Genomic DNA, 25,697 nt, shown 5'->3' on the forward strand with positions numbered 1-25,697 from the left:
ATACATCCCGCCAAAGAAAAAAGCCCCGTCTATGCAGACGGGGCTTTTTTTATGTACTTAATCGCTGCCGGGTAGTTATTAATAACGGAAGCTGTAGTGCACTTCCGCCCGACTTCGACTTTGCTGGCAATTACTTACGAGGTGGTTTATTACCTGCACCATCTGCTTTGAACGGACGTTTTACGCCGTCTTTTTTAGCATGTGGTGCCGATTTTTCTTGCACGCGACGATCGCCACCGGCTTTTCTCTCGCCAAAAGCGGAGGGCGCGGAGAACTTGGCTGGTTTATCAGTATTTACGCTACCTGCCGCGACCGGGCTGATCTTCAGTTGGCGATTCGCCACCCACACGCCTTTCAGGTGTGTTAGTACTTCAGGCGGCATGCCATCAGGCAGTTCCAGCGTGGTGTAGTCGTCAAAAATAGCGATCTTGCCGATATGCTTGGCTTCCAGACCGGCTTCATTGGCAATCGCACCGACGATATTGCTCGGTGTAACGGCGTGCTCGCGGCCCACTTCTATGCGGTAACTGAGCATAGGAATCTGCACTTTGCCTTTATTTTCCAGGCGTTTTTTCTCAGACTTGGCCGGTGCCTCTTCTTCGCCAGGGAAGCGAGCAGCACGCTCGACCACCTTGGTCAGCTTGCTCGCTGCAGCAGCAGGTGCTTTGCTGAAACTCGCCGCTGGTGCAGAACCGCTGGCGCCATCAGCACGGATGTTCAATGCCTGACCAGCTACCCGCACCGATTTGAGATGTTCCATCATGTCTTGTGGCAGACTGTCTGGCAAATCGAGCACGGTGTAATCGTCATAGATATCGATGCGACCGATAAACTTAGAGTCGATATTGGCTTCGTTGGCGATCGCGCCGACGATATTGCCAGGCTTAACACCATGCTCATGCCCTACCGCGATACGGAAAGTGCGCATACCAGGCTCAGCCGTGCGTGGGCTATGCTCACGACGTTGACCGCGCTCTTCGCGCTCAGGGCGGTCGCCACGATCAAATCTGTCGCTACGCTCTCCACGGGCAGGGCGATCGCCGCGCTCGGTGCGGGTATTGCGTGCCGGTTGCTCATCGCGCCAGCTATCGTCGCTCTTTACTTCACGCTTGTTTTTGTCGAGCAGCAAAGGCTCGGAACCACGCGCCATTTTCGCCAGCGCCGCTGCAATTTCAAACGCCGGGACATTTTTTTCGCGCTCGTAATCTTCAATGATCGCCAGGAACTGCTCGAGTTCGCCTTGCGCCAGAGTCTCGGTAATCTGATCCTTGAAGCGCGCGATACGCACGTCATTCACCGCTTGTATAGACGGCAATTCCAATGGGGAAATCGGTTGACGCGTTGCGCGTTCGATGGCTTTCAGCAGATTTTTTTCACGCGGAGTGATAAACAAAATCGCTTCGCCGCTACGACCGGCACGGCCGGTACGACCGATACGGTGAGTATAGCTTTCCGGATCATGCGGTACATCGTAGTTGACCACGTGACTGATGCGCTCCACATCCAGACCACGGGCAGCGACGTCGGTAGCGACCAGAATATCGATCTTGCCGTCTTTCAGTTGCTGAATGGTGCGCTCGCGCTGTTGCTGCTGGATATCGCCGTTAATCGCCGCTACCGAGAAGCCTCTTGCCGAAAGTTTGCCAGCCAGCTCTTCGGTACCCAACTTGGTGCGGGCAAAAATGATCATGCCGTCAAAAGTTTCTGCTTCCAGAATACGTGTCAGGGCATCGAGCTTGTGCATGCCGGACACCAACCAGTAACGCTGACGGATATTGTCGGCAGTACCGGTCTTGGCCGCAACGGTAATCTCGGCTGGCTTGTTCAGATAAGTCTGGGCGATGCGCTTGATGGCGGACGGCATCGTGGCCGAGAATAAGGCCACCTGACGGTTTTCCGGCGTGTCTTTCAAGATGCGTTCTACGTCATCGATAAAGCCCATACGCAGCATTTCATCGGCTTCGTCCAGCACCAGGGTTTTCAGCTTGGATAAATCCAGCGACCCCTTGTCCAGATGATCAATCACGCGACCCGGCGTACCGACTACCACATGCACGCCACGGCGCAAGGCCGACAATTGCGGACCGTAGCTCTGGCCACCGTAAATTGGCAAGACGTGGAAACCAGGAATATGCTTGGCATAAGTCTGGAAAGCTTCCGCGACCTGGATCGCCAGTTCACGCGTTGGAGCCAACACCAATGCTTGCGGTGCAGTCTGGCGGATATCTATGCGGGACAGAATAGGCAGGGCAAACGCAGCGGTTTTACCGGTACCGGTTTGCGCTTGGCCGAGCACGTCACGGTTTTCCAGCAAGACAGGAATAGTGGCGGCTTGAATAGGCGACGGGGATTCGTAACCGACATCTTTCAGGGCGCGGATAAGCGGCTCGCTGAGATTAAGATCGGTAAATAGGGGATTGGTTTCAGACATGGCGACACTCACAGATTCGCTCAAATCGCAGGATGCGACAGGATATATAGCGCGTAGTTTACACTCACACGGCAAATATAGGGAGTGAAATGCGTTTTTAGGGGCATTTTTACGGGCGTTTTGCGATCTTGCCTATACAATGGCAGCTTGAATCGGCGCTCCTGAATAGCTTTACAGACGTCGCCAACCTATGCATTAAGAAAAGAACAAGATGAATAAAGCCGAAGCCATACAAATTGCCAACGAATCTATGCGTAGCAATCTGCTCAATGAGAGCAATACCCAGTTTTCGAATGTGGTGCGCTATGTCAACGACGAGGGTTGGTGGTTAAACATCCCTTTGGCGAATTTTCGGAAAGACACGCATTTTTTGATTTGCAGCGAAAAAGCTAAAATAATCCGTCATCTAACGATAAAAGCGAACAACATCCTGAGTCCAGCGACAAAATTTCGGGTCAAAGATGGTGTCGCCGATATTTTTATTTCGGCAGCCAACCCCAAGAAACTGGTCGATGTTTTGCAAGGTGGCAGCAAATATAGTTTTCACAAACATCTGGTCGACGAACATCGCTTTTAATCGCTGGCGCTTAAATTGAGAGCGGCAGATCTAGGCTAAAGCGCGTACCAGCACCAACTTCACTGTGCACGCTGATCTGGCCGTTTAAGATAGAAGTGACGATGTTGTAGCAGATATTCAGACCCAGACCACTGCCACCTTGCCCAAGTTTGGTGGTGAAAAACGGGTCAAAAATACGCGTCAAATTTTCAGCCGGGATGCCGCTGCCATCATCCGAAAACTCTAACAAGACCCGTTTGCCATCGATACTGCTGGCCTTGATCAGCATATTCCCGATTTGCTCACCTTCAAAAGCGTGCAGAATCGCGTTTTCTATCAGATTGGTAATCACCTGACCCAAGGAACCGGGATAGCTGTCCATCTTGATATTGCTGGCCACCTCTAGCCGTATCGCATGCCCGGCATGGCTGATTCGGATATTTAAGGTAGCGACAATGTCTTTGAGCACCTGCTGTAAATCAAAACTCCGACGCTGCTCTGAGGTGCGGTCTACCGCCACTTGTTTAAAGCTACTGATCAGGGTGGCGGCGCTGGTTAAGCCGCGCATCATGATGTCTGCAGAACTTTTAACCTCTTCACAATAAGCCGTCAATTCAGAGCGGCGCAGACTTTGATCGCTCAGTTTATGGATAAGCTTTTTACTATTATCTTGTACTGTGCTGGCCACCAGCAGGCAATTGCCTATAGGCGTATTGAGCTCGTGCGCAACACCCGCCACCAAGGCGCCTAGCGCCGCCAATTTTTCTTGTGCGACTAAGTATGCCTGGGTTTGCTTCAGGCGCAGATAGGCGTCGGCATTGCTCAGGGCAATCGCACCGTAGGCGCACAGTGAACGGAAAATCATACGCTCGCTGTCCCCATACGCATGTTCTCTGGACGACTGTATCGTCATTACCCCCAATACTTTGTCGGCGATGATCAAGGGCGCAAACAACATGCTCAGGACGCGCTCTGTGCCCGGTATCAAGCCGGGGATCTCTTCATCGGCGGTAATTTCCGTCATGATTTCGCGTCGCTCGGCTATGCATTGGACGGAACGAGAAGTCGGATCTGAAAGTTGTATGGTGTCTGGCTCGATAGGCACGCCGTTCTCGACCCCAAAGGCCGAACTCATGCTCTGTTGATCGGCATCCATCAGGTAAATCACGAAGGCAGTAACATGCAGCAAGCCCTGCACATGCCGATTAATGGTCTGAAATACCGCATCGGCATCCAGACTGGCGGTAATCTCCTGACCGATATCGCCTAACAAGGACAAGATCGCACTCGATTTTTGCAATACCTCGGCTCTATCGGCTTCGGCATTGGCCAACTGACGTAAGTGCTCCGCCTCGGCACGCATGCGCTCGGTATGATTACTCAGTTGCACCGCAGTGGCGCGGTTGGCAGCCTCTTGCGTGTGGATTTTTTCACGGGCAGCGATGGCCTGACGGCTAAATTTAAACGCCTTTTGATAATTACCGACCGCAGCCTGTGCATCGGCGATCTCTTCGAGTAACTCGCTAGGCACACTGTAGCCATGTATTGTCTTGGTCGTATCGAGTGCTAATTGCAAATAATGTAAGCTAGCACTGGCAGCGGATATCTCGCCTGGCTTGGGTAAATTATGCTGAGTATAAATCGTCGCCAAAACCCGCAGCACATCAATTTTTCTGGCCTTGTCTTCTTTTTCCAGTGTCAGTTGCAGCGCTTGCGCGGCCACTAGCAATGCCTCTTGCGGTCGCCCTAGTTGCGACAGGGCATGGGCGCGACCACGCCGTGCTCCAATCTTATAATCCACTTGCTTACTTTGATCTGCTCGTTCTTGTAATTCGCTGAAACAATCAAGCGCTGTGAAATACTCGCCCTGATCGAGCAAGAGATCTCCCAGATAACGCAAGGCCATCAGATGTTGACGTGAATCGCGCATAGAAGCCACTAGCGGCAAGGCCTCGTCCAGCATTTCTTTGGCGGCGTCCAGGCGGCCTAATTTGCGCAAGGTTTCGGCCATTTGGGTCAGGCAATTGCCGACACTGACTGGCCAGGCGGTGGACCTTGCAAGATCCAGACTACGCTGCATCCATTGCAGCGCAGACTGGTGATCATTGAGATTATTGAAAGAATCTCCGATATTGCTGCCTATGCCAATCGCCTTAGAAATTTGCCCGCTCTGCAAAGCATATTCATAGGCTTGCAAACCATAGGCAGCCGCCTGGGCAAAATTACCCGAGGTGGAAGCACCATAAAACAAAAATTCATTGGCGCAACATGCTATGCCTGGTGAGAAATCATTCGCCAGCACCTGGAAATGTAATTGCCAGCGCTCCAGCGCCAGCGGTAGATTCTGATAACTAGTCTGGATCGCCTGGAAAGCTTGCACGGCAATTTCTCTGGCGCCATCTTGACAAGTTTGCGCCAGTGCAGCGGCCAGTGCTAATTCTGCTTCGACGATGGCTGGTACACCCTGGCGCAAGCCCAGCATTGCCAACAGATAATGCGCATCTAAACAGCCTTGCTGGGCGGCGACACCCTCGATACGCTGAAACTCCAGCAAAGCCGCCCTTGCCATCTGTTGTGCTTCGCCCAAGGCGGAATACAGTAACTTGAGCTCAGCCCTTACCAGTAGCAGGCGCGCACTGTATAGCGCATCTTCATCGGCGGTGAGCAAGGCCGGTGCCAATACCAGGATCAGAATTTCTGCCTCTGTGCTTAAGGCCAAGGCGCGCGCGCTATCTCTTTGGCGTAAATGCCAGGCCAAAAACAGCAAAGTCTGCAGCCGCGCTTTTTGCACTAAGCCAGGTAAAGCAGTCTCCGCTTGCACTACTTCGTCATTGGTAACGAATATATCCATCCTTAATACAGTGCCGCCTCAGAGTTAGGGAAACTTGCAAATTGGGACTTAGACGAACAAAAATTGTCTCTGCCCGCAGCGTTCAGCGCTCAGCCATAGAAATAAAATTTCTGCGAAATAATACAATGAATTAAGACGCGGGCTACATTTTGTTAAATCAGGGCAAATTTTTCTAGCTTGATCAAGTCTGGCCAGGCTTCCAAGAATATCGATTATATGGGGGGTATTATTTAGCCGCGTATATAGAATATGTGCGTTTTGCCATGTTTTAAGCCATACTCCTACCGGGTATCTGTATCAAAGCCGCGCGCGCCCTGGAGCCCGCCTGTGTGTATCGCCACAACATTTTCGCCCGCTCGAAATTTTCCTGCCATAACTAATTGATGTAAGGCATAAAACATTTTCCCCGTGTAAACAGGTTCGAGCGGAAGCCCAGTCTCGGCGGTAAGTTCGGCGCAGAACTGGCGCAATGCTGGCGGTGCCTTGGCATAACCGCCATGATGAAAATCACCTAATAATTCGTAATTTTGATACGATGGGTAGCCGGCACGCTGCAATAAGCTGGCAATTTCCGCATGTAAATATTCTGCATTTTTGATCGCCGCCACTCCCAACACCCGGCCATTTCCCTGCATTCCAGCCAGTATGCCGGCCAAAGTAGCGCCAGTACCGCAGGCCACCAGCACCGTATCGGGAGTCTGGCCTAAATCGCTGACGAGCTCAGCCACCAGTTCAGCCACGCCCGGCAATGCTGCCGGGTCACTACCGCCTTCCGGCAACCAGACATGCGGCTCGCGCAGGCCGCTGACGTGCGAGCGCCAGGCATCGGGGTCGGCGCGCAAGTGTCGATACGTGTCGCGCGATACGAACTGTATTTGCATCCCTAACGCCCGGCAATCGTCCAGCGTCGCGCTGTTCTGGCCTTGATCCTGAGCATAGCCACGTACCAGAGCTTGCGCTGGATAGCCGGCCAAGTTAGCCGCATGCGCAGTGGCGTGCAGGTGATTCGACCAGGCGCCCCCCATGGTCACCAGACTAGGCGAACAGCCTTGCAAGGCGAGTAACGGGTATTTGAGCTTGCGAAATTTATTTCCCGAGACCATGGGATGCAAGAGATCATCCCGCTTGACCCACAACTGTATTCCAGGGAAAAAGCGGCTTTTAAACACTTGCAAGGGGGAAAAATGCTGAATATCCTGAAATAATTGCATGAAAGCTTGCTCAATGACATTCAAATGGTAGAGTAGACATTTTAGCCCTATTTGCCCTATTTGCCCTATTTGCCCTATTTGCCCCCTCCAACGGAGACCAGCATGCCTCGTAACACCAAGCAATCGGTTCCCTATGCCCAACAGCAACTCACGCTAGCGATCGCTCAGCTGAAGCAAGGCGGCCCGCGCGAAGAGATTTTGCCTATGCTAGAGACGGTCTTGTCGCAATTGCAGACGCTCGCCACCCACGACTCTTTGACGGGCGCGTTGAATCGACGCGCCCTACTAGCCAAGCTGGAGTTCGAGTTAGAACGCTCACTACGCACCGGTCATAGCTTTAGCTTTGCGGTCATCGGCATCGACCATTTACCCGAGATCATGGAGCAATTTGGTCAGGACGCGACTAAGCACATCCTGCAAATGGTGACGGCACAAGCCAATACCATGTTGCGCACTTTAGACTCTTTCGGTAGGGTTGCCGCCACCGAATTTGCCATCGTCATGCCCACCACCTGGCTAGATCAAAGCCTTAAAGCGATCGCGCGCCTGCAAGCGCGCATTACGGAGGTCGACTGGAGCAACACCGTGCCAGGCCGAAATATCAGCTTTTGTACAGGACTCACCGCCAACGCGCCCGGTGATAGCGCTGATAAAATGTTGGCACGCGCCTCGGAGGCACTCAAGAAAGCCAAAGCCCTAGGCGCAGGACAGATTGCGCAAATCGAGGCGGATTTACCTAGCTACGATGCAAATGCCAGCGAATAAAATTTGGTGCGGACCGCAGGCCTTCATACTAGCAGACAAGTATTTAAGCCTAGGCGCAGCTTATCTTTCGAATACACTTTTTATATAGACAAATCGTGGTATTTTTATCAAACTGCGACTCTTATTTGAATTACCATCGCCACATGCTGATTAATCATGGTTCTACTTTCTCATTTCCTCCAAAGGCAAACCTGGCATGAGTCAATCTAGCCGCTCGCTCTGTCAAGCCTTACGCATAAGTGTGGATGATTTAAGAGTTGGCATGTTCGTTGCAGAATTAGACCGGCCGTGGACTCAAACGCCCTTCATGCTGCAAGGTTTTCTATTGACCGAAGTGCTGGATTTGCAATCGCTGCAAGCCATGGTCAAAGAATTAGTCATCGATCCACTGCGTAGTAATCCCAAGTCTTTACTACATCTGCATTGGGAATCTCTGCATGTGCCGGTAGAGCTGGAAAGCGCGGCAGATGCCGCCTTCGTACCAGAAACCAGGGTTTTCGTCTCTCATTTGCCGGCGCCAGAGTCGGCCTCACTATGGCAAAAAATCGCCAGCTGGCGCCACAACGCTGAGACTAAGCCTGGCCAGTTACGACGCCCCAAAAATAATGTGTTCGATAGACACACTGGAAGTACCCATGGCGCTCAAGCAAGAGTCCAACCCAAACCCTATTATTTGCGCTACGACCCGACGCCCGACAGCGTCGCTGCGGCCAACGCGAGACTGAAAAAACCTGGTCGCTCATCGAGATTTCAACCATCCTCGACCTTCGAATTTAGTCAGGTACTGCAAACGCTTTTTCCGCGCGATGCTGTGTTTGCCAAACTAGACTGGTTAGAACATTGGAGAAATTGGCAAGAACAAAGGGAAAAAGATAAGCGGGTGCAGCGTGGTCAGAATATTCGCAAGCAAATATTTCGCCCGAGAAAACGCGCCTACATTCCAAAAACCATGCATTTGGTGGTCTACAAAGATCATTCTACGCTGCAGCAGGAAGTCGTATATGCCCGTACTGCAATCGAAAAAGCGGATTGCCTGCTCAAGAAATTATCCGAAGAAATTACCAGCGATCGCAACATCGCCCTGGTCGAAGTTGCGCCAACCGTAGAATTGCTGACCGAGAGTGTGATTTCCAACCCCTCAGCGCTGATGTGGTTATTGCGCATGCGCTCAGAAAATTCGGAAACCTACGCGCACGGCTTAAAAGTAGCCATCTACATGATGACCTTGGGACGCCAACTCGGATTTTCGCGCCAACAGTTGACCGAATTGGGATTTGTCGGTCTGCTGCTCGATATAGGAAAACTGGAGTTACCTGACAGTTTATGGAGCAAACCCGACAAATTCAGCGCAGACGAACATAGCATGATGCAAACCCATGTAAATGCTGCAGTGAATATGCTCAGTGCCGACCGGGCAATGAATCAGAATATTTTACTCGGCATTAGCGAGCATCATGAACGCCTCGATGGCAGTGGCTATCCGCAAGGCATATCAGGCGCTGGGATCAGCTTGTTTGGGCGAATTTCTGCGATTGCCGATAGTTTCGCGGCCATGACCTCGGAACGCCCGTACGACGTCACGCGCTCATCCTTTGACGCCATGAAAGAGTTATTCAAAGAAGCCGGCACTAAATTGCATGCACCGCTGGTAGAAGAATTTGTACAGGCTATCGGGGTTTTTCCGGTGGGTAGCATGATAGAACTATCCTCAGGTGAAGTGGCGATCGTGCTCGAACATAATAAAGTCAGACGACTGGAACCCAAGGTTTTACTCTTGACCGCGGCGGATAAAAGCATCTTAGATAAGCCTGCGTTATGCGACCTGATGCGACAAAAAATAGATGCAGAAAACCGACGTAAAAAAATTCTCCGTGGTTTGCCTGACGGCGCTTACGGTTTAGTGTATCGCGATTTTTATCGAGCCTCATGATGCCTACTCTCTCTCCCTCTAGCAACTGCGAATTTTCTACTCTGGATGCTTTCATTGCTGCGCTTGAAGACGAAATACGAGGCGCCAGCGCTAGCGCATCGGTCGCGGTATTGGCCGTATCACTGCGTCGTAGCGAGCGGATTGCGGCCTTGTTAATGGCCGACTATGCGCTGCAAACGCGCCAGGAATTTCTAAAGCAGATACAGCCGCTGTTACGCAGCAAAGATAAATATGTCTTCGTCAATGAAGATGAATGCTGGTTTATGTTGCCGCAGTTAGCCTCAGAAGCCTTAGGCATACTCGCCGTCCATCGTTTACTCAATGCCTTAAACACGCCCTTCAAGATTGAGACCCAAACCATATTTTTTAATCCCACGGTAGGAATAGCCTGCGCTCCCATGCACGGGCTATCAGCCATGGCAATACTGCGTGCTGCCGATGCTGCGCAGAAAAATGCCCGTAGAGATAACCACAAATTTCTGTTGGCCGAATCCCAGCAAGACCTGAGCAACTTGCCGCAAGATCTACTCAGCGCGATAGAAGAAGTATTAGACAGCAACCGGCTGGAGATGCGTTATCAGCCTAAGGTCGATGTACGCACGAAAACCGTGGTGTCGGTCGAAGCTTTAGTACGCTGGCCGGCCGATCATGCGCTGGCGCTGGCGACCACGGTCTTGATTGATACCGTAGAGCGCTGCGGACTTATAGAGTTACTCACCATGCGCGTGTTCAATCAGGTGCTGGCACAACACGTGGCATGGCGCGCTGCAGGAATGAACATGCTGGTCTGGGTAAATCTTTCGGCGCGCTTACTCAGCCACGAGCAATTACCCAAAATTCTGGAACGCGCGCTGAGTATCTGGAATGTACCGGCTAGCAGTATCGGTTTAGAAATCACCGAGAGCGCGCTGATCCACGATATTGAGCACACCACCAATCTACTGTTCGAATTAAAAAACCTGGGCTTTCATTTATCCATCGATGATTTTGGCACCGGTTATTCTTCGCTGGCTTATTTGCGACGCTTCCCTATCGATGAATTAAAAATCGATAGGATGTTTATTCATGGCATGACCGAGTCTAGCGCCGATAAGCAAATCGTCCAGAGTATCATCGGTCTGGGTCATAATTTTGGTCTGCCGGTGGTCGCCGAAGGGGTAGAAGAAGCACATACTTTGGCAGCGCTAGAAGCGATGGGCTGCGATCAGATTCAGGGCTATTTTTTCGCCAAACCTATGCCGGGCGAGGCATTAATAGAATGGTGCCGCAATTTTCATGGCAAGTAATCTGCTGTATACGGTTTTACGCGAAGACTAATCGCGCATTTTTGAATGTTTGATGTTTCCCCTTTAGAAAGCCGTCATGCTGCAGAATTCTCCAAGTAAGCCACGCGCGCTGCGCATAGGTCTGATCGCCAATCGCTCACATCAAGATGCTCCGGACTCGGCTTTAGTGCAATTACTGCGCGGATCACGCGATGCGATCGCCCACTTGCAGCCAGAGTGGATCGTGGTGGGACGGACCTTAGATGCCATCATTTCTCACGATCTGCTATCTGCTTGCGGCCAACATCAGCGCTTCCCTTATGGTCGCGAAGGCGGCTTGATGAAACTGGTGGCAAGAGTGGTCGATAGCGATCCTTTGCGTGCAGTTGATGCGGTGATTTACCTGATCGATCCGGTCGATCCTTCTTCGGTGTTCCCGGAAGCGCAGGCGCTAAAACGTCAATGCGTGATCCACAAAAAGCCCTTCTTGTCGACCTTGGCCAGCGCCCGCGAATGGCTAGATTTAGAAGCCGTCGCCAACGGTGCTGCAGCAAACCCAGCATTAAACGCTAGCTACGCGCTACAGCACGAGGGTATCGCCCTGATCGCCCATGATGCAATGAAAGAACGCATGCTGGCGATGGCAGAAAAACACTTCGCTTTGTTAGACCAATTTTCCCATCGCTACGCCACCGGCACCACCGGCGGTTTACTGAATCAGCTGGCCCAAAAAATTAAGGGGGAACAGGCCGGACGCAATTGGGTACAGCCGTTTATGTCCGGCCCTTTGGGCGGCGATGCGCAAATTGCCGAACTGGTGTTAGATAGAAAAATCCGCCGCATCTTGTTTTTAGAAGATCCGCATGTGGCACGCCAGCATGAGGCCGATATCCAGTTACTCGAACGTGCCGCCCGCACCGTCAGCAATTTCGCGCTGGTCGTGAGCGAAACTGGCGGCGCAGATCGTTGGCTAGAACTAATCTCAAAACGCATGGCACTAGCTTGCTGAGCCACAAATAAACAGCGCCCCGATCAATCGAGGCGCTGGTTTGAGGCTTAGGCAGCTTAGGCAGCAGCCATCACAGGATCTTGCGGCTTGGCCGACAGACGTTTTAATCTGTCTACAGTACTCTCAGCGCTGGTGTCTGCCTGACTGACCGATTTTCTGATAGCATCGATCTCAGCCGCCTGATCCAAAGGTTTTTGACCTATGTCGGCCACGATACGCATGCCGGCCGCTTCATTGCTGACCGTTTGCGCACGTCTGGTCAAGGCGTTCAAGGCACTCGATTGTCCTTTTAAACCAGACAAACTACTGAGCTGACTCTGGCGCTCTACCCGCAATTCCTGCAAGTCTTTCTGCGCCTTGGCCGAAGCCAGATTTTGCATGGCTTTTTTGGCCGTCGCATCAAACTCGGCTAATTGCTGTGACAAAGCATCGACGATTTTTTGCAACTCGCCCATGTATTCCTGAGCGTCAGCTTGCTCTTGAACTTCTAGCGGCAATCTGGATTTATTCGCTTCCAGTTCGTCACAGAACAAGCTCACTGTGGCTTCTGAAATCTTACCGGCAGCGAGCCTGTCGGCCAAAGTGCCGCTAGCCTTTTCGTCATTCTCTATCAAGGCACGCAGCTTGATTACATCGGCCTGCTCTTTATCAAAAGAAGCGCGTGCGCTGGCCAGTTTTTGCGCGGTTTCACGCAGCGTATCGGCGAGTCGGTCGCGATCGGCCTCAGTCGCGGTTTCTGGATCAAAATTGGCGATCGCCTCCGACACTTTATCGCCGAGCACGCCGAAATGTTTGCTGATCAAGCGCGCTGTCAAACCCCAACCGTTCAAATTGCTCATGGTAATTCCTCTCGTGTAGGTGGAAAATCACTTTACTTCACTACGTCAATTTTTGATGCCATCCGGAGTTCCGCACTCCATGGATAAATCGGCATCAACTCTGTACAATCCATGCACTTGACGCTGTATGCATGATTTTGCGTAGACACAGCATAATGAGCAAAAAGACAAAAATCATCGGTAATAAAAAAGGAAATTCACCATGACACGCAGATACTCGGATATGAATCAGCATGATGCTCTGTATAAAGTGGCGCGCGCCTATCCCGGCGGACTAGAGGCATTAGCACTACGCATGCAAATTTCGGTCAACGTCTTACGCAATAAATTAGCCCCCGGCATCGAGACCCACTACCCCTCGTTTGAAGAACTTTCGATGATCGTTGAACATTGTCATCAGGCTGGTGTTAAGGATGCTTTATTACCGCTGCATGCGCTGCTGGGACGGCATGGCATGGCGGCTTTCCGTGTGCCGGAACCGGATCAAATTAGTAAAGACGATTTGTCGCAAACCGTGTGCCGCGTGATGAGTCAGGTCGGCAGTGTGGCCGAGGCTGTGTCAGATGCCTTGATGGATGGTGTCATCAGCGTGGCCGAGGCCGATCTGATCGAAAAAGAATTTCTCGGAGCCTTGACCGCATTGGGCGAATGGCGTGCCCGTATTCGCATCCATCACTTAGGCGAAGACGAAGAGTAGCCGGTAAGCCGGTCAGCAAGATCGCTGCGCCTGCTTTACAATGAGGGCTATGAGCGCGCTCTCATGGCTCACCCGGCGCGCATAAAATCACTTTAGCGCATCATGCCAAAACCTGCCGTTGCCCCCCATCCTCAGCCAACATCGTTGGCGGATTTATTTATCTCTTTCACCTTATTAGCGCTACAAGGTTTTGGCGGCGTACTGGCGATAGTCCAGCGCGAACTGGTTGAGAAAAAACGCTGGTTGACGAAAGAAGAATTCATAGAGGACTGGGCGGTTGCGCAAATCATGCCCGGCCCGAATGTGGTCAATCTATCGATGATGATAGGCAGCCGTTACTTCGGTTTGCCGGGCGCGCTGGCCGCACTGGCGGGCATGCTGAGCCTGCCCCTGCTCATCGTGTTACTGGTGGCCTTGCTGTATGCCCAGGTCGCCACCCATCCTGGCGTGGCAGGCGCATTGCGCGGCATGAGTGCCGTGACTGCCGGCATGATCATTGCCACCGCCCTCAAACTGGCACCCGCCCTCAACAACAATCCCTTAGGCTGGCGCAGCTGCTTACTGTTTAGTGCACTGTGCTTCGTCAGCATAGGCTGGCTGCGGATACCGCTGATCTATGTGCTGATCAGTTTAGGCGGCGCGGCCTGCTGTCTAGCATACCGAAAGCTAGGCGCATGAGCGCGGTGGCCAGCAGCTTGCAGGTGGCGCAGCAACTCAGTCTGCAATGGCAGGATTGGCTGCATCTTTTTATGCACTACATGATGCTGTCGCTACTATCTATCGGCGGCGCCATTTCTACTCTGCCCGACATGCACCGCTATCTGGTCGATCAACAGCACTGGCTCACTGATGCGCAATTTAATTCTTCGGTGGCGATTGCGCAGGCGGCACCTGGGCCGAATGTCTTATTCGTTGCCTTGATGGGCTGGAACGTCGGGCTCAACACCGGTAGCATCTGGGCCGGTTTACTAGGCGTGCTGGCCACCATGGGCGGCATCCTCATCCCCAGCACCACGCTGACCTTTGTAGCGGCGCGTTGGGGCCACCAAAACCGCGAACTGCGCGCAGTACGCGCTTTCAAACTCGGCATGGCGCCTATCGTCATCGGACTGTTACTGGCGACCGGCTGGATCATGGCCAGCGCGCATCAAACACTGCGCCAGGACTGGCCGATCTGGCTACTCACCGCAAGCTGCGCCGTAATCGTCTGGCGCACCAAAATGCATTTGCTATGGTTGCTGGCAGCCGGTGCCACACTGGGCTGGTTCGGCTGGATTTAATGCTCGACTGAGCGAATAAAATTTTCAGCACCCCCGCCAACGCGCATATCCCATGCGGGTTGGCGGGCATGCCGGGCTGTAGACCGCATGGGATATGCGCGTTAGGCCAGTGCGATTTTAAAGCTCAATCTCCCATACAAAATACCATTTTACGGATTGATCATACCCATATTGGGTGGTATCATGCCCAATATGGGTATTTATTCAGATGCATTATTTTCTAAAACACAACAGCGAGTCCTGACGGTCTTATTTGGCCAGCCGGATCGCTCGTTCTATGCGAACGAAATCATCACCTTGGCCGACTCGGGGTCAGGTGCGGTACAGCGCGAATTAGCGCGTCTCGAAGCCGCAAGCTTGATCACCGCACAAAAAATCGGCAATCAAAAACACTACCAAGCCAATCACGAGGCACCCATCTTCGCTGAGTTACGCGGCATCGTCTTAAAAACCTTTGGTGTCGCCGATGTACTGCGCACCGCTTTGCAAGCGCTATGGCCGCAAATAGAATTGGCATTCGTCTATGGATCAATAGCAAAAGGCAGCGAACATGCAGGCAGTGATATTGATTTAATGGTAGTGGGCGAATTGGCTAGCAACGCGCAACTGCTGACAGCCTTACAGTCTGCCCAGACCCAACTCGGGCGAGTCATTAATCCCACGCTGTATTCTCACGATGAATTCAAGCAACGCGTTAGCGAAGGCAGATCATTCATCATGCGCGTACTAGAACAGCCCAAAATTTTTGTGAAAGGAGTAGAGCATGACATTGCCCGAATCAGCGCAATTAGCCAACCTGGCACGGATAAATAAATTAAAGCTAGAAGCACCTGATGCGCGCGAATTGGCTGGATTATTGCGTTCATCAAGAGTACGACTACAGGATGCCAGGCAAGTCAGTCTCGCATTAGAAAGCCGTTTCGATCTCGCCTACAATGCCGCACATGCAGCGGCACTGGCCGCCTTACGCGCACATGGTTACCGCAGCGAAAACCGTTATCTGGTGTTTCAGTGTCTGGAACACACCCTGCAATTCAAACCAGAACAATGGCTCATCCTCAATCAAGCACACAACAAGCGCAACCTGGCGGAATATGAGGGCGATCTCGATGTCACACTGGGTTTTGTTGAAGAGCTGATTGAGCATGTTGCGGTTTTGCTGGATGCTGTGACGGCATTAGGGTGAGAATTTCCCATCATCGCCCGCGCAGTCAGATCCTGTACGACATCCCGCATACTAGTCGCCACTGAATAATCCACACCAATCGCGGCAAAGTGTTTTTCGCCGCATAAGATTTTGTCGTTTTCTTCCTGTCGCCGCTTCGTCGCGTTCAAGGTGCTCTCGGTTTCACTTTCCAGATAAACGCGAGAACTCTTTTCAAACACGATCGCCCAATCTGGGTTATAGGGACCGACGGGCGTATCGACTTTGAACCAACTTGGTAGATGAGATCATCGCCTAGCGCTTGAAGCACGCTAGCGAGCCGCCACTTTAACGAAAACCTAAACAAAGCGTGAGCATCCTTGCTTCATTTTGGTGTGGTGGCCGCAAGCTGCTTTTGCACTTTTTTACTCAGAGTACTGCAAGCCTTAGCGTACGACCAGTCTATCAGCTCGCGCAAATAATCAGGATCGACACTGGCGACCGCAACGATACTGACCCAATGAAATCTGTGCATATACCGCGCCGGTTTAATGCCAGCCTGGTCGGTCAGTTCGAGGAAACGCTCGGGCGTCACGCGCAAGCTAAAGCGCCATTGCTCGGGTGCGCTAGTCTTAAAATAGGCAAATTTTTTGCCCAGTACCGAGTACACCAAAATATTCGAGGGGGCAGAAAATACGGCACACTCTACCTGTGGCAAGCTGCTGCAATAGTCTTTAAGCTGTTTTGTATTCATCAGTTTTCTCAAAAATAATCTTAGCGCATCATCGCAAAAATCCTTGGTGAAGCGCAAGCGGATTGCGCATAGCGCCTGAGGGCGCAGCAAATACTCGCGAACTCATGCAGTGTTTGCCACTTGGCTTTGTTACACTAGCGCCCTCTGTACTTTACAACGCGCCACATGTCCCATTCCGCCTTTCTGCTCGTCCTGCTCGCCGGTTTAATTCACGCACTATGGAATATCGCGGCCAAAAAAGCTGGTGGCGATGTGCGCTTTGCTGGTTTCACCAGCCTCATCATGATGCTGGTCTGGGCCCCAGTTGGCCTGTATTTCGGCTGGGATGTCGTGCCCGATTGGGGCTGGCTGGAATGGAGTTTTGTCGGCGCCAGCGGGGTTTTGCATGTGCTGTATTTCATCACCCTGTTGCGTGGTTACCGCAAGGCCGACCTGACCGTGGTGTATCCGCTGGCGCGTGGCTTCGGCCCTTTGATCTCATCCGGTGCGGCGCTACTTTTTTTAGGCGAGCGTATGTCACTGATCGGCGCGCTAGGCGTGATTGCGGTGGTCGGTGGCGTGTTTCTGATTGCTGGCGGTCCGCGTTTATTTCGCCAACTTAAGGATCAGACCCAACAGCTGCGCCTGCGCAAGGGTATTTATTACGGTCTGTTGACCGGCTTGTTTATCGCCAGCTATACCGTGCTCGATGGCTATGCCGTCAAAGTCATCCTGATCTCGCCTATTCTGGTCGACTACTTCGGCAACTTCATCCGTCTGGCGCTGCTGCTGCCAGCCCTGCTGCGCGATAAGCAAGCGACGCTGACCTCCTGGCGGCTGGAATGGAAATACGCCCTGATCGTCGGCACCATCAGCCCTATCTCCTACGTGCTGGTGCTATACGCTATGCAAAGCGCACCACTGAGCCATGTCGCACCCGCGCGCGAAGTCTCCATGCTATTCGCCGCCCTGATCGGCGGCCACTTACTAGGTGAAGGCGACAGACTACAACGCCTCATCGGTGCGCTCTGCATCGCGACAGGTGTGATCGCGTTGGGGAATTTTTAGGAGTAGCCTTTTTATTCTCGCGGCAAAGGCGCACGATGTTCTTCGGAATTTATTTCGACAAAGTAGGTGCGATTAGCAAAGCGTAATCGCACACCGGTCGCGGTAGCCATTCAAAAACAGACGCGGACGAAATCCGCATTTTCTAACGGCGTTCGCCCATAAAAATCACGCGTGGACAAGGGGTTTTCGGTTCTGTAGCCGGGCACCAAAATGAGACCGTAATCGCCCAGTGCTGGCAGGATATTTCGATCAGATCGGGGGTCTCGCCCTGGCCCAGGTTGCAGGTTGATTGTAGTGCGGCGTCGAGAGATTTGGCTTGAAAATACCCATAGCCGCTAATTTTTTGCACAGCCTGGTAAGCCAGTTTCGGATCTAAGCTGCCGGGGCGCATCACTAACTGACGCTGCCTGAGCTGGACCAGGGTTTCTAACTCGGCTTGGGCGCAGCTCCATTGTTTCGCGCTGCGCACGCATTGCGCCACGTAGTACAGCGGCTGCCCCTCAAGGCGCGCGTGCGGGCGGCATTTGACGTCGGCATAATTGGCGGCACTGGCGTTCGCTTCAAAGGCGCGTGCATCGATCTCGGCCAGCGCCATCCCATATTTTTGTCCGCACACAACCTGCTCCAGTAACAGACTTTCGTCACGGCTGAATTTGGCAGGAAAGGTTTGCGTTTGCGCCACTGCCGCTAGCGCTGGTGAGATCAGTTGCGATAGCACGATGGCGGCCGGTAAAAGTAGTCTAAGACGTATGCGGTACATCGATTTCATTTTTTATCCGGGCCAGCCTATGTTCAGAATTTTTCAGGCAATAGTCGCATGCAAGAAGCGGCAACGCATAGACTATCAAGCGGCTTATTTTACATGCCATCGCTCAATTCTAGAAACAGCGGTCTGTAAAAGCAGGATGCATAAAACAAAACGCCCGCAAACTAGCGGGCGTTTTGCTTGCTGAATCTCGCTACTTAATAACGCTGCTGGCGTCGTCTGGCTTGCAGCATCAGCATGCCTACGCAACTGAGTAAGCCTAAGGCGAATAAGGCCAGGCTAGCCGGTTCTGGTACTTCGCTCCTGGCTATTTCAAAACTAATCGTGTCGATGGCGAAATCTTCATTTCCTGAAATTCTGACTTTCGCGATATTGCCCACGCTGCCGGCGATATGCCCTACCGATCCCGCTGTCCCGAAACTATTTAAACCCATTAAATCGACTTCGATCAGATTGTCGAAAATGTCGAAAAAACTGGCGGTGAAAGTAAACGGGCTGGTGCCATTGATGATGTCAAAATTGAGACTATTCACCAGGCTAGAGAAAGTGAGGTCGATATAGCCATCTAAAGTGCCATATAAATTTAAGCCCGAGGTTTGCATGTTCGACCAGCCAGATGAATTCATCACCACCGCGCTAGCTCCTGAACTCACGGTCAGATCCGGATAGCTGACCACATTGTATGCGCCACTGCCAAAACAACAATCGACGGGTGCACCTAGCTCATCAAAATTGCGCGTAATCGGTGCCGCGACGCTAGAAAGCGCGGTCGCCATTGCCATAAAACCGAGGATGAAGATGGCTAGCTGTGAACGGAATATCGACTTCATGATGAATCTCCCTGAATTATTATTGGTGGTGTCCGGGAGTAAGCATTTTCCATGCCGAAACAATTTAAATGAAGCAAATCAATCAGTTAATGCTGCATTTGTGAAAAAAATAACAGATCGATTGTAAAAAAAGTCGACAGCTATATCGACAATCGCGCTGCCCAACCAGCGTGCATTCTCAACAGACCGCATCCACCCCGGCGGCTCGCACAAAGGCCAGCAGCGCCTGATCGACACCGGTACGTGCCAAGCGCTGCGGCTCTTGCTGCAGCGCTAGCCACATTTTCTGACGCGTGCCCGGATCGACGCCGGCAAAGGCTTGCGTGAGTTGCTCCCATTCGGCGCAAGCGGCCTGCACCTGCGCCGAATCTGCCGCCGCAGCGGCGTGCATCAAGGCGCGCACACGAGCGATCAGGGGTAGCCATGCTAGCCCGTTTTTGCCATAGCTGCTGCGTAGTTTTTGCATCTCGGCCGGATTTAGATAGCGTGCATAAATGGCTAAACGTTGCTCGGCCAAGGCCGCGGCCATATACGCCATCATGGCTGGGTCTATGCCGGTTTGCGCTTGCACGCCGCTCTCTTGCAGCATCATCTGCGCCGATTTCACCATCAGGTCGGGTTTACCACCGGTAAATTGCCTGACCAGATCAGACCAGCGCTGAGCCGCCTGCAGCACTCTGGGCTCGTCCACTGGACACGCCGCTGCCATCAACTGTTTCACTTCTGCGATCAAGACTGGCCAGCTCAATTGCGCCTCAGCCACCACCGGATCGTTCTTGCGTCGCTGCAGCTCGGCCTGCTCATCGCTGCTGAAATATTTGTCATACATCGTCATCAACTCCAAAGTAGCCAGCCAATCGGCCAATTCCGGTTCAAGCCCGCCTTGCTGCGCCTGTTGCAGCGTGTCCTGCAAATTACTAAGGCGATCACGTAAACGCACTGCCTGGCTGATCTGCAGATTCAAGGCCTGTAATTGGCGCGCTATCAGACCTGGCAAAGCCTCGCCTTCACTCGCCAGCGTGGTAGCTACCTCGGCTAAAGACAAGCCGAGTTGGCGCAAGGCCAAAATGCGGTGCAAGCGCGCCACATCGTTGCGGTTATACAGCCGGTAGCCAGCCTCGCTGCGCGCGGATGGCGCGAGCAGCCCCAGCTCATCGTAGTGATGCAAAGTACGCACCGTTAAGCCGCTACGGCTAGCCAATTCACCTATCTTTAGTAACATAGCCTCACCTCCATAACGCAACTTTCCAGCCTCACCTAAGGTCAGGGTCAAGCACTATTGTATATTTTTGCAGCAGCGATACGCCAGCGCGCATATTCCATGCGCTTCTTCGGCCTGCCTGGCTGGCAAGCCGCATGGGATATGCGCGCTGGCCGGGTGCTGTTTGGGATTTTCAACTAAGAAATAGGCCTCCGTTTTTCCTCAGCGCTGCAACAGCATCCCGGCGTTGACAGCTCTTAGATTTTTTGACGTTCATAGTAGTATCCTAAACTAAGCCATATCACTTGCCCCATGTAATGTTAAACGCAGTCTTCTTGTCTGATCACAAGCAATAAACTCAGTCACATAAATCGCTTGTGCGAGGTGGGTGCTTGAGTCTACATTGTTCACTTCAAACCGATAAGATTGAAAAATGCTTAGTTTCCGTACTTTCTGGATGCCTCTGTTGCGCTTGCTTATCGCGGGTCTGTCGCTGTTACTATCGCTGTCAATCAGCACTCAGGCTCAGGCTTTGCGGGTTGGTTATTTTGATCTGCCGCCGCATGCTACGCAGGATGCGGCAGGCAAGGCATCGGGTGCCGCAGTCGATATGTTCCGGCTAGTGGCGCAGCGCATGGGGGCACCAACAGTCAACTTCCAGCAACTGCCTATGCCGCGTCTGCTGAAAATGCTCGATGCTGGTGAACTCGATGCCATTTTGCTGCTCGTCAAAAACCCTGAGCGCGAAGCCAAGTATTTTTTCCCAGCCCAATCGCTGTACCAAGCACGCGCCGGTTTGGCTGTTGCTGCGAGCTCTAAGGTGACCGTGCTGCCATCCGCCGATGCACTCCAGGGCATGCGAATTGGTATTTTTCTAGGGCAGTATCTATCGCCCAGCATGCGCCAAGCTGGCCTCAACCTGGAGCTCGTTGGCGGTGGTCAAGATATGTTTGTGCGCAATTTTAAAAAATTGATGCTAGGCCGTCTGGACGCGGTCTATGCACCAGATACCTTCGTGTTGCGCTACGAAGCCAAAGTCTCAGGCGTGGCGGCCGCGATTCGGATTGTGGAGCTACCCGAGCCTGCCACCCCCGGTTACACCGTTTTCAATAAAAAAGATGCGGCAAACTTAGGAGCCCGCTACGAAAAAGCCCTAGAGGCCGTGATCAAAGAGCGCGGCGATTATGTAAGTGCCTTCCTGCGATTCTAGGCAAATATTTACTCAGCCTGCCTAGCCTGGATGAACGCTTAAGCCGGACTTATTGCGCTGGCTTGCTTTGCGAGCGTCAACTCCATAGCTCTATGTCCGCCTTTGATTCAGCGAGCCCGCCTGATTGTATGTGCATAGCCTGTCACTAGCAGCGCCAGCGTGATCAGGGCATGCTGCGTGATCGATGCGCTATCGGCGGCACCGTTAAAGCCCAGCAGGTCTATCCAGGCGACGTCGTTCGCATTGATCGCCACATATAACCAAAACAAAGAGAGTGCCAGAAAGCTGCGCGCGCTGCCGGTGCAGCGCCCCAGCAAAGTGGCGGCAGCGGCCAGGCTGCAGATACCGACCAGCAAGGCCAGCAGGCTGGTCGGCTGGCTGGCGAACAAGGGCAGGCCAATTGGCAGCAATAACAGCCAGCCGAGTAGGATCGGTGTCGCCAGATGGCGCAGATAGCGGCTAGTCGCGCCGCCGCGGGTGGCGTGTACCAGGTGCTCGGTATCGGCCTGATAATCGCGGCTGGCGATATCTGCAATCCACAATAACCATACCAAAGTAGCGACCAGCATGAGGCCAGACAAACTGGCGGCGGGTGCAGCCAGCGCCAGCAGCGGCATCAACAGTAAGGCTAGGATAGCCGCTGGCGCACTGGCCAGACTTAGGGCCAACTCCGCAATCAGTTGGCCGCCCAAGCCTGGCACGCGCGTGGCCAGCGCAAACACCGGCCGCGCCAGTGCCGCCAGCGGGCGCAAGGCCTGATTGAGCCACTGCAAAGGGCTACGGCGGCTGTTGCTGAGGCTAGGCTTGAGCTTATCGCCTGAATAGCGGTGAAACAGCAGCAGCGCCGGTACTAGCGGCGTCAGTGCCACCGCACCGCAAGCGAGCCGGTAATAAATCGGCAGTGACCACCACAGCGCGTCGGGTAACAGCAGCGGTGTCATGGCGGGATTAAACGGGCCGCCGCCTAAGGCAATCGCGGTGGTTCCAAAATGATGCAGCAAGATCAGCATGATGCTGCTCATGCCGAAAAAATCGAACAGCATAATGGCTGATCCATCGGTGCTAATGGCGCGGCCCGCCTCGCCTTGCGCCACCAAGACCACGCACCAGACGATGAAATACAACAGATCACCGAACTTACCCATCAAAGGCACAAAGCTATCGAACAAGAGCGCGCAACTACTACAAAAAAAGATCAGCGGCAGCAGCATCAGGGCATAGCTTTGCAGATACAGCAGCGGCTGTATAGCGCCGACACCAATTAGCGCTTGCTTGAGCATGATGGTCAGCATCACTACGCTGCCTATCAGACTCAGGTAGGCGACATTGCCTAGCCAGCGTCCCAGTAAAAACCAGGCGCTGCTGACTGGCGTGCTGGCGATCACGCTGGCGAGGCCCTGGCGCAGATCTTCGCGCACCCGGCCGCGCACCAGATAAAAGCCAACAAAGCCTAATAGCATGGCGCTTAAGGTGGCGCTGCCCAGCGCCAGTGCGGCACTATTGTAAGCAGTGCGGGTGCCATTGACCACCATCATTGCGGCCCCGGTTTTAGGGTCAAGTATCATGGCCCAGGTACCAGCCGCTACCAATAGCAACACCAGCACGGTGCTGAGGCGACGCAGCCGCAGCCTTAGTTCTAGTTGCACCAGGCTAAGCAGAAGATGTAAATGCAAATGTAGATGCAGCTTCATGCGGCTTGCTCCAGGCTGGCGTAGCGTTGCGCCATCAAGGCTTCTTCCAGACTAGGTTCGGCCAGCGCGGCGTCTGCGCAGGGGCTGTGCGGATGGGCGATACGTAGATTCACGCTGCTACCGCTACGCTGTGCCTGCAACACATTGACCCTGGCAGAGAGCGCCTCAAAATCGCTGTGGGCGACCTGTGCCGACCAGATCTGGCCGCGCGCTTGTTGCAGGAAGACGTCCGGGCTTTGATGGGCGATCAATTTGCCCTGACGCATAATCGCCAACTCGCTGGCGATACTCGCCACATCAGAGACGATATGGGTGGACATGATCACCAGTTTTTTAAACCCCAGCTCGGCCAGTAAATTGCGAAACCGTAAGCGCTCTTCCGGATCGAGACCGGCGGTGGGTTCATCGACGATCAGAATATCGGGATCATTGATCAACGCTTGCGCGATGCCTAAGCGACGCCGCATACCGCCAGAAAAAGTAGATGCCGGTTTATGCGCGTGTTCATGCAGGTTCAGCATTTCTAGCAACTGCAACAGGCGCGCCGGATTGCGCACCCCTTTGAGCGCTGCAAAATACTGCAAAAATTCGAGCGCGCTGAGATTAGCGTACACGCCAAAATCCTGCGGCAAATAACCCAGGCGTTGGCGTATCGCATTCGGGTTTTTGACGATGTCGACGCCCTGAAACAAGATCTGCCCGCTGCTGGGGCGCGTGAGCGTCGCGATCATCTGCATCAGGCTGGTTTTACCGGCACCATTGTGGCCGATCAGACCCACCACGCCCTGCGTCAGCGACAAGCTCACATGGTCAACCGCTGGCGCATTTTTTCCATAGGTTTTTACTACTTGGCGTATTTCCAGCATGATGCGCTTCCTCGCAGAGTCTGTAATCAGGCTAGCACTGTACTGCGCCAAGTGAGGGCAAGCCAGCACCACCCGACAGGCTGCCTAAAGCTTGGGCCAGAGCGAAAAATAGGCGGTTTAAAGCGCAAATCGCGGTTTAAGAAAATGAGGACTTAGGCAAAATTGCTGCGGCTAGGCGCTTGCAACGACGCTGGGGCGGTATTGCCTAAGTCCTAAAAATATATTTTTCCAAGCGCGTATCCAAACTGCAGATACTCGCCTCTTAGTTGGTGAGGGATGTCCTCATCACCTGGAACTGGAAAACATCATGTTATATGCAAAAAATTTACCCGCGTGGGAACGTCTGGCACGTATCATTGCTTCAGCCTTGGCAGTGGCAGCGAGTTTTTATTTTTTTAGTGGCAACACCGCGCTGTTGCTAGCCGCTTCGGCAGTTGGCTTCGCTCTCACTGGCCTGGTCGGCTTTTGCCCTATGTGCGCCATGGCCGGACGCCGCATCACTAAAGACCAATAAGTCTAAGAAAAATAAGCACAACCGGGCGCATCATCTGCCCCCGGTAGTGCTAGCAAAATCAGCAGCAAAATTGCTTACAAAATGCGGGTAAAACAGCATGAAATTATCAGAACAAAATCTCGGCTTACTCACTGCCGCCAAGATCGGTGACCCCAGCGCGCTCAATCATGTGCTGATCTTATGCCAGCCCGATATACGCCGCTATGCACAACGCCATTGCGCCATCAGCGATGTCGACGATGCGGTACAAGAAAGCCTGCTGATACTCTCGCGCAAAATCGGCACGGTACAAGCGCTGGCGGCATTTTCTGGCTGGCTGTTTAAAGTAGTGGCACGCGAATGCCGCCGGCTCGGTCGTAAAATGCTGCGCTACGATCCCTACGAAGAAGAAAAACTAGAAAGCTGGCTAAACACACGCAGCACCGATCAATTGCGACTAGAACTGATACAGGCACTAGAATCGCTGCCGCAAGACTATCGAGAGATCATCTTACTGAGAGATTTTGAAGAACTCACCATAGGCGAAATCGCCCAGCATTTAGGACTAACCCCAGGCGCCAGCAAAAGCCGCCTACACCGCGCCCGCCTGCTAGCTCGCGAGTATTTGCTGGGTAGCCAATAAGCAGCTTGCGCCAAGCCTAGCTTACGGCAAGCCCACATTTAAAAACGATCACGCAATCTGGCTGCGCCTGCTGGCAGCATTTCGGCCTGTAGGGCGCGTGGGATATGCGGGATGGGTTTTCGATTTGAGAAATCGTTTGCGTGCGCTTGCACGATTGCATGTCAAATTGCTAGTAATTTAATAAACGTTTCGCTTACAATTCCATTCCTAAGCGCCCT

Annotated in this window: 25 protein-coding genes and 1 pseudogene; 15 read left to right on the top strand and 11 right to left on the bottom strand. The window is 52.9% G+C overall.

The annotated features are described in order from the left end of the window. Nucleotides 1–130: 130 nt before the first annotated feature. Entirely contained in the window at nucleotides 131–2,431 is a 2,301-nt protein-coding gene (locus tag EJN92_RS07810; RefSeq protein WP_126127299.1) for a DEAD/DEAH box helicase, read from the bottom strand. Nucleotides 2,432–2,642: 211 nt separating this feature from the next. Between EJN92_RS07810 and EJN92_RS07815 the strand changes: the two genes are divergently transcribed. Further along, nucleotides 2,643–3,008 carry a hypothetical protein gene (locus EJN92_RS07815; RefSeq protein WP_126127300.1) on the top strand — a complete coding sequence of 122 codons (366 nt, stop codon included), beginning with the start codon at nucleotides 2,643–2,645 and terminating at the stop codon, nucleotides 3,006–3,008. Between the two features lie 10 nt (nucleotides 3,009–3,018). Here the strand turns inward: EJN92_RS07815 and EJN92_RS07820 are convergent, their stop codons facing one another. Both EJN92_RS07820 and EJN92_RS07825 read right to left on the bottom strand, forming a co-directional pair. Continuing rightward, nucleotides 3,019–5,838: an ATP-binding protein gene (locus EJN92_RS07820; protein WP_126127301.1), complete on the bottom strand. Its 2,820-nt coding sequence runs from the start codon at nucleotides 5,836–5,838 to the stop codon at nucleotides 3,019–3,021. Between the two features lie 281 nt (nucleotides 5,839–6,119). Continuing rightward, nucleotides 6,120–7,049: a 1-aminocyclopropane-1-carboxylate deaminase/D-cysteine desulfhydrase gene (locus EJN92_RS07825; protein WP_126127302.1), complete on the bottom strand. Its 930-nt coding sequence runs from the start codon at nucleotides 7,047–7,049 to the stop codon at nucleotides 6,120–6,122. Between the two features lie 102 nt (nucleotides 7,050–7,151). Here EJN92_RS07825 and EJN92_RS07830 point away from each other — a divergent pair, with 102 nt between their 5' ends. From EJN92_RS07830 to EJN92_RS07845, 4 genes are all read left to right on the top strand, one after another. Beyond that, nucleotides 7,152–7,814, top strand: a complete 663-nt coding sequence (locus EJN92_RS07830) for a GGDEF domain-containing protein (protein ID WP_126127303.1) — start codon at nucleotides 7,152–7,154, stop codon at nucleotides 7,812–7,814. Nucleotides 7,815–8,010: 196 nt separating this feature from the next. Next, a complete protein-coding gene (locus EJN92_RS07835) occupies nucleotides 8,011–9,744 on the top strand; it encodes an HD-GYP domain-containing protein (RefSeq protein ID WP_126127304.1) in 1,734 nt (577 codons plus the stop codon). Beyond that, on the top strand, nucleotides 9,744–11,030 hold the full coding sequence (locus EJN92_RS07840) for a bifunctional diguanylate cyclase/phosphodiesterase (RefSeq protein WP_170174888.1): 1,287 nt from the start codon (nucleotides 9,744–9,746) through the stop codon (nucleotides 11,028–11,030). The genes EJN92_RS07835 and EJN92_RS07840 overlap by 1 nt, the downstream gene beginning before the upstream one ends. A gap of 76 nt (nucleotides 11,031–11,106) precedes the next feature. Next, complete coding sequence (locus EJN92_RS07845; RefSeq protein ID WP_126127306.1) at nucleotides 11,107–12,018, top strand: methylglyoxal synthase; 912 nt, start codon at nucleotides 11,107–11,109, stop codon at nucleotides 12,016–12,018. Between the two features lie 56 nt (nucleotides 12,019–12,074). Here the strand turns inward: EJN92_RS07845 and EJN92_RS07850 are convergent, their stop codons facing one another. Next, nucleotides 12,075–12,857 (bottom strand): hypothetical protein, encoded by a 783-nt coding sequence (locus EJN92_RS07850; RefSeq protein WP_126127307.1) that lies wholly within the window; start codon nucleotides 12,855–12,857, stop codon nucleotides 12,075–12,077. Nucleotides 12,858–13,059: 202 nt separating this feature from the next. Between EJN92_RS07850 and EJN92_RS07855 the strand changes: the two genes are divergently transcribed. From EJN92_RS07855 to EJN92_RS07875, 5 genes are all read left to right on the top strand, one after another. Next, entirely contained in the window at nucleotides 13,060–13,554 is a 495-nt protein-coding gene (locus EJN92_RS07855) for a phage regulatory CII family protein (protein ID WP_126127308.1), read from the top strand. Nucleotides 13,555–13,656: 102 nt separating this feature from the next. After that, nucleotides 13,657–14,232 carry a chromate transporter gene (locus tag EJN92_RS07860; RefSeq protein WP_126127309.1) on the top strand — a complete coding sequence of 192 codons (576 nt, stop codon included), beginning with the start codon at nucleotides 13,657–13,659 and terminating at the stop codon, nucleotides 14,230–14,232. After that, entirely contained in the window at nucleotides 14,229–14,834 is a 606-nt protein-coding gene (locus EJN92_RS07865) for a chromate transporter (protein ID WP_126127310.1), read from the top strand. The genes EJN92_RS07860 and EJN92_RS07865 overlap by 4 nt, the downstream gene beginning before the upstream one ends. Before the next feature lie 192 nt (nucleotides 14,835–15,026). Next, complete coding sequence (locus tag EJN92_RS07870) at nucleotides 15,027–15,647, top strand: nucleotidyltransferase domain-containing protein (protein WP_126127311.1); 621 nt, start codon at nucleotides 15,027–15,029, stop codon at nucleotides 15,645–15,647. Continuing rightward, nucleotides 15,598–16,020 carry a hypothetical protein gene (locus EJN92_RS07875; protein ID WP_126127312.1) on the top strand — a complete coding sequence of 141 codons (423 nt, stop codon included), beginning with the start codon at nucleotides 15,598–15,600 and terminating at the stop codon, nucleotides 16,018–16,020. The genes EJN92_RS07870 and EJN92_RS07875 overlap by 50 nt, the downstream gene beginning before the upstream one ends. A gap of 65 nt (nucleotides 16,021–16,085) precedes the next feature. On the opposite strand, the pseudogene EJN92_RS22120 reads toward EJN92_RS07875, so the two are convergent. Further along, a pseudogene (locus EJN92_RS22120) lies at nucleotides 16,086–16,271 on the bottom strand (restriction endonuclease); the annotation flags it as partial. Between the two features lie 92 nt (nucleotides 16,272–16,363). Further along, on the bottom strand, nucleotides 16,364–16,732 hold the full coding sequence (locus tag EJN92_RS07880) for an MmcQ/YjbR family DNA-binding protein (protein WP_126127313.1): 369 nt from the start codon (nucleotides 16,730–16,732) through the stop codon (nucleotides 16,364–16,366). 165 nt (nucleotides 16,733–16,897) lie between these two features. On the opposite strand from EJN92_RS07880, the gene EJN92_RS07885 reads away from it, so the two are divergent. Next, entirely contained in the window at nucleotides 16,898–17,779 is an 882-nt protein-coding gene (locus tag EJN92_RS07885; protein ID WP_126127314.1) for a DMT family transporter, read from the top strand. Between the two features lie 142 nt (nucleotides 17,780–17,921). Here the strand turns inward: EJN92_RS07885 and EJN92_RS07890 are convergent, their stop codons facing one another. The 3 genes from EJN92_RS07890 to EJN92_RS07900 form a co-directional block, all read right to left on the bottom strand. Further along, nucleotides 17,922–18,548, bottom strand: a complete 627-nt coding sequence (locus EJN92_RS07890; RefSeq protein ID WP_126127315.1) for a hypothetical protein — start codon at nucleotides 18,546–18,548, stop codon at nucleotides 17,922–17,924. Nucleotides 18,549–18,742: 194 nt separating this feature from the next. Further along, a complete protein-coding gene (locus EJN92_RS07895; protein ID WP_126127316.1) occupies nucleotides 18,743–19,375 on the bottom strand; it encodes a PEP-CTERM sorting domain-containing protein in 633 nt (210 codons plus the stop codon). Between the two features lie 178 nt (nucleotides 19,376–19,553). Continuing rightward, on the bottom strand, nucleotides 19,554–20,597 hold the full coding sequence (locus EJN92_RS07900) for a MerR family transcriptional regulator (RefSeq protein ID WP_126127317.1): 1,044 nt from the start codon (nucleotides 20,595–20,597) through the stop codon (nucleotides 19,554–19,556). 57 nt (nucleotides 20,598–20,654) lie between these two features. On the opposite strand from EJN92_RS07900, the gene EJN92_RS21990 reads away from it, so the two are divergent. Both EJN92_RS21990 and EJN92_RS07905 read left to right on the top strand, forming a co-directional pair. Further along, on the top strand, nucleotides 20,655–20,777 hold the full coding sequence (locus tag EJN92_RS21990) for a hypothetical protein (protein WP_265415600.1): 123 nt from the start codon (nucleotides 20,655–20,657) through the stop codon (nucleotides 20,775–20,777). A 232-nt stretch (nucleotides 20,778–21,009) separates the two neighbouring features. Further along, nucleotides 21,010–21,786: a substrate-binding periplasmic protein gene (locus EJN92_RS07905; RefSeq protein WP_126127318.1), complete on the top strand. Its 777-nt coding sequence runs from the start codon at nucleotides 21,010–21,012 to the stop codon at nucleotides 21,784–21,786. Between the two features lie 107 nt (nucleotides 21,787–21,893). Here the strand turns inward: EJN92_RS07905 and EJN92_RS07910 are convergent, their stop codons facing one another. Both EJN92_RS07910 and EJN92_RS07915 read right to left on the bottom strand, forming a co-directional pair. Further along, complete coding sequence (locus tag EJN92_RS07910) at nucleotides 21,894–23,477, bottom strand: hypothetical protein (protein WP_126127319.1); 1,584 nt, start codon at nucleotides 23,475–23,477, stop codon at nucleotides 21,894–21,896. Continuing rightward, nucleotides 23,474–24,343 carry an ABC transporter ATP-binding protein gene (locus EJN92_RS07915; RefSeq protein WP_126127320.1) on the bottom strand — a complete coding sequence of 290 codons (870 nt, stop codon included), beginning with the start codon at nucleotides 24,341–24,343 and terminating at the stop codon, nucleotides 23,474–23,476. The genes EJN92_RS07910 and EJN92_RS07915 overlap by 4 nt, the downstream gene beginning before the upstream one ends. 307 nt (nucleotides 24,344–24,650) lie before the next feature. On the opposite strand from EJN92_RS07915, the gene EJN92_RS07920 reads away from it, so the two are divergent. Further along, nucleotides 24,651–24,857, top strand: a complete 207-nt coding sequence (locus tag EJN92_RS07920; RefSeq protein ID WP_126127321.1) for a YgaP family membrane protein — start codon at nucleotides 24,651–24,653, stop codon at nucleotides 24,855–24,857. 97 nt (nucleotides 24,858–24,954) lie between these two features. Further along, complete coding sequence (locus EJN92_RS07925) at nucleotides 24,955–25,479, top strand: RNA polymerase sigma factor (protein ID WP_126127322.1); 525 nt, start codon at nucleotides 24,955–24,957, stop codon at nucleotides 25,477–25,479. Nucleotides 25,480–25,697: the final 218 nt, after the last annotated feature.

The sequence above is a fragment of the Undibacterium parvum genome, assembly GCF_003955735.1.
In the GTDB taxonomy this organism is placed as follows: Bacteria; Pseudomonadota; Gammaproteobacteria; order Burkholderiales; family Burkholderiaceae_D; genus Undibacterium; species Undibacterium parvum.

Bases quoted from the DNA above. Each gene is read 5' to 3' on its own strand.
- EJN92_RS07810 (WP_126127299.1), bottom strand. From the start codon at position 2,431: ATGTCTGAAACCAATCCCCTATTTACCGATCTTAATCTCAGCGAGCCG.
- EJN92_RS07815 (WP_126127300.1), top strand. From the start codon at position 2,643: ATGAATAAAGCCGAAGCCATACAAATTGCCAACGAATCTATGCGTAGC.
- EJN92_RS07820 (WP_126127301.1), bottom strand. From the start codon at position 5,838: ATGGATATATTCGTTACCAATGACGAAGTAGTGCAAGCGGAGACTGCT.
- EJN92_RS07825 (WP_126127302.1), bottom strand. From the start codon at position 7,049: ATGCAATTATTTCAGGATATTCAGCATTTTTCCCCCTTGCAAGTGTTT.
- EJN92_RS07830 (WP_126127303.1), top strand. From the start codon at position 7,152: ATGCCTCGTAACACCAAGCAATCGGTTCCCTATGCCCAACAGCAACTC.
- EJN92_RS07835 (WP_126127304.1), top strand. From the start codon at position 8,011: ATGAGTCAATCTAGCCGCTCGCTCTGTCAAGCCTTACGCATAAGTGTG.
- EJN92_RS07840 (WP_170174888.1), top strand. From the start codon at position 9,744: ATGCCTACTCTCTCTCCCTCTAGCAACTGCGAATTTTCTACTCTGGAT.
- EJN92_RS07845 (WP_126127306.1), top strand. From the start codon at position 11,107: ATGCTGCAGAATTCTCCAAGTAAGCCACGCGCGCTGCGCATAGGTCTG.
- EJN92_RS07850 (WP_126127307.1), bottom strand. From the start codon at position 12,857: ATGAGCAATTTGAACGGTTGGGGTTTGACAGCGCGCTTGATCAGCAAA.
- EJN92_RS07855 (WP_126127308.1), top strand. From the start codon at position 13,060: ATGACACGCAGATACTCGGATATGAATCAGCATGATGCTCTGTATAAA.
- EJN92_RS07860 (WP_126127309.1), top strand. From the start codon at position 13,657: ATGCCAAAACCTGCCGTTGCCCCCCATCCTCAGCCAACATCGTTGGCG.
- EJN92_RS07865 (WP_126127310.1), top strand. From the start codon at position 14,229: ATGAGCGCGGTGGCCAGCAGCTTGCAGGTGGCGCAGCAACTCAGTCTG.
- EJN92_RS07870 (WP_126127311.1), top strand. From the start codon at position 15,027: ATGGGTATTTATTCAGATGCATTATTTTCTAAAACACAACAGCGAGTC.
- EJN92_RS07875 (WP_126127312.1), top strand. From the start codon at position 15,598: ATGACATTGCCCGAATCAGCGCAATTAGCCAACCTGGCACGGATAAAT.
- EJN92_RS07880 (WP_126127313.1), bottom strand. From the start codon at position 16,732: ATGAATACAAAACAGCTTAAAGACTATTGCAGCAGCTTGCCACAGGTA.
- EJN92_RS07885 (WP_126127314.1), top strand. From the start codon at position 16,898: ATGTCCCATTCCGCCTTTCTGCTCGTCCTGCTCGCCGGTTTAATTCAC.
- EJN92_RS07890 (WP_126127315.1), bottom strand. From the start codon at position 18,548: ATGAAATCGATGTACCGCATACGTCTTAGACTACTTTTACCGGCCGCC.
- EJN92_RS07895 (WP_126127316.1), bottom strand. From the start codon at position 19,375: ATGAAGTCGATATTCCGTTCACAGCTAGCCATCTTCATCCTCGGTTTT.
- EJN92_RS07900 (WP_126127317.1), bottom strand. From the start codon at position 20,597: ATGTTACTAAAGATAGGTGAATTGGCTAGCCGTAGCGGCTTAACGGTG.
- EJN92_RS07905 (WP_126127318.1), top strand. From the start codon at position 21,010: ATGCTTAGTTTCCGTACTTTCTGGATGCCTCTGTTGCGCTTGCTTATC.
- EJN92_RS07910 (WP_126127319.1), bottom strand. From the start codon at position 23,477: ATGAAGCTGCATCTACATTTGCATTTACATCTTCTGCTTAGCCTGGTG.
- EJN92_RS07915 (WP_126127320.1), bottom strand. From the start codon at position 24,343: ATGCTGGAAATACGCCAAGTAGTAAAAACCTATGGAAAAAATGCGCCA.
- EJN92_RS07920 (WP_126127321.1), top strand. From the start codon at position 24,651: ATGTTATATGCAAAAAATTTACCCGCGTGGGAACGTCTGGCACGTATC.
- EJN92_RS07925 (WP_126127322.1), top strand. From the start codon at position 24,955: ATGAAATTATCAGAACAAAATCTCGGCTTACTCACTGCCGCCAAGATC.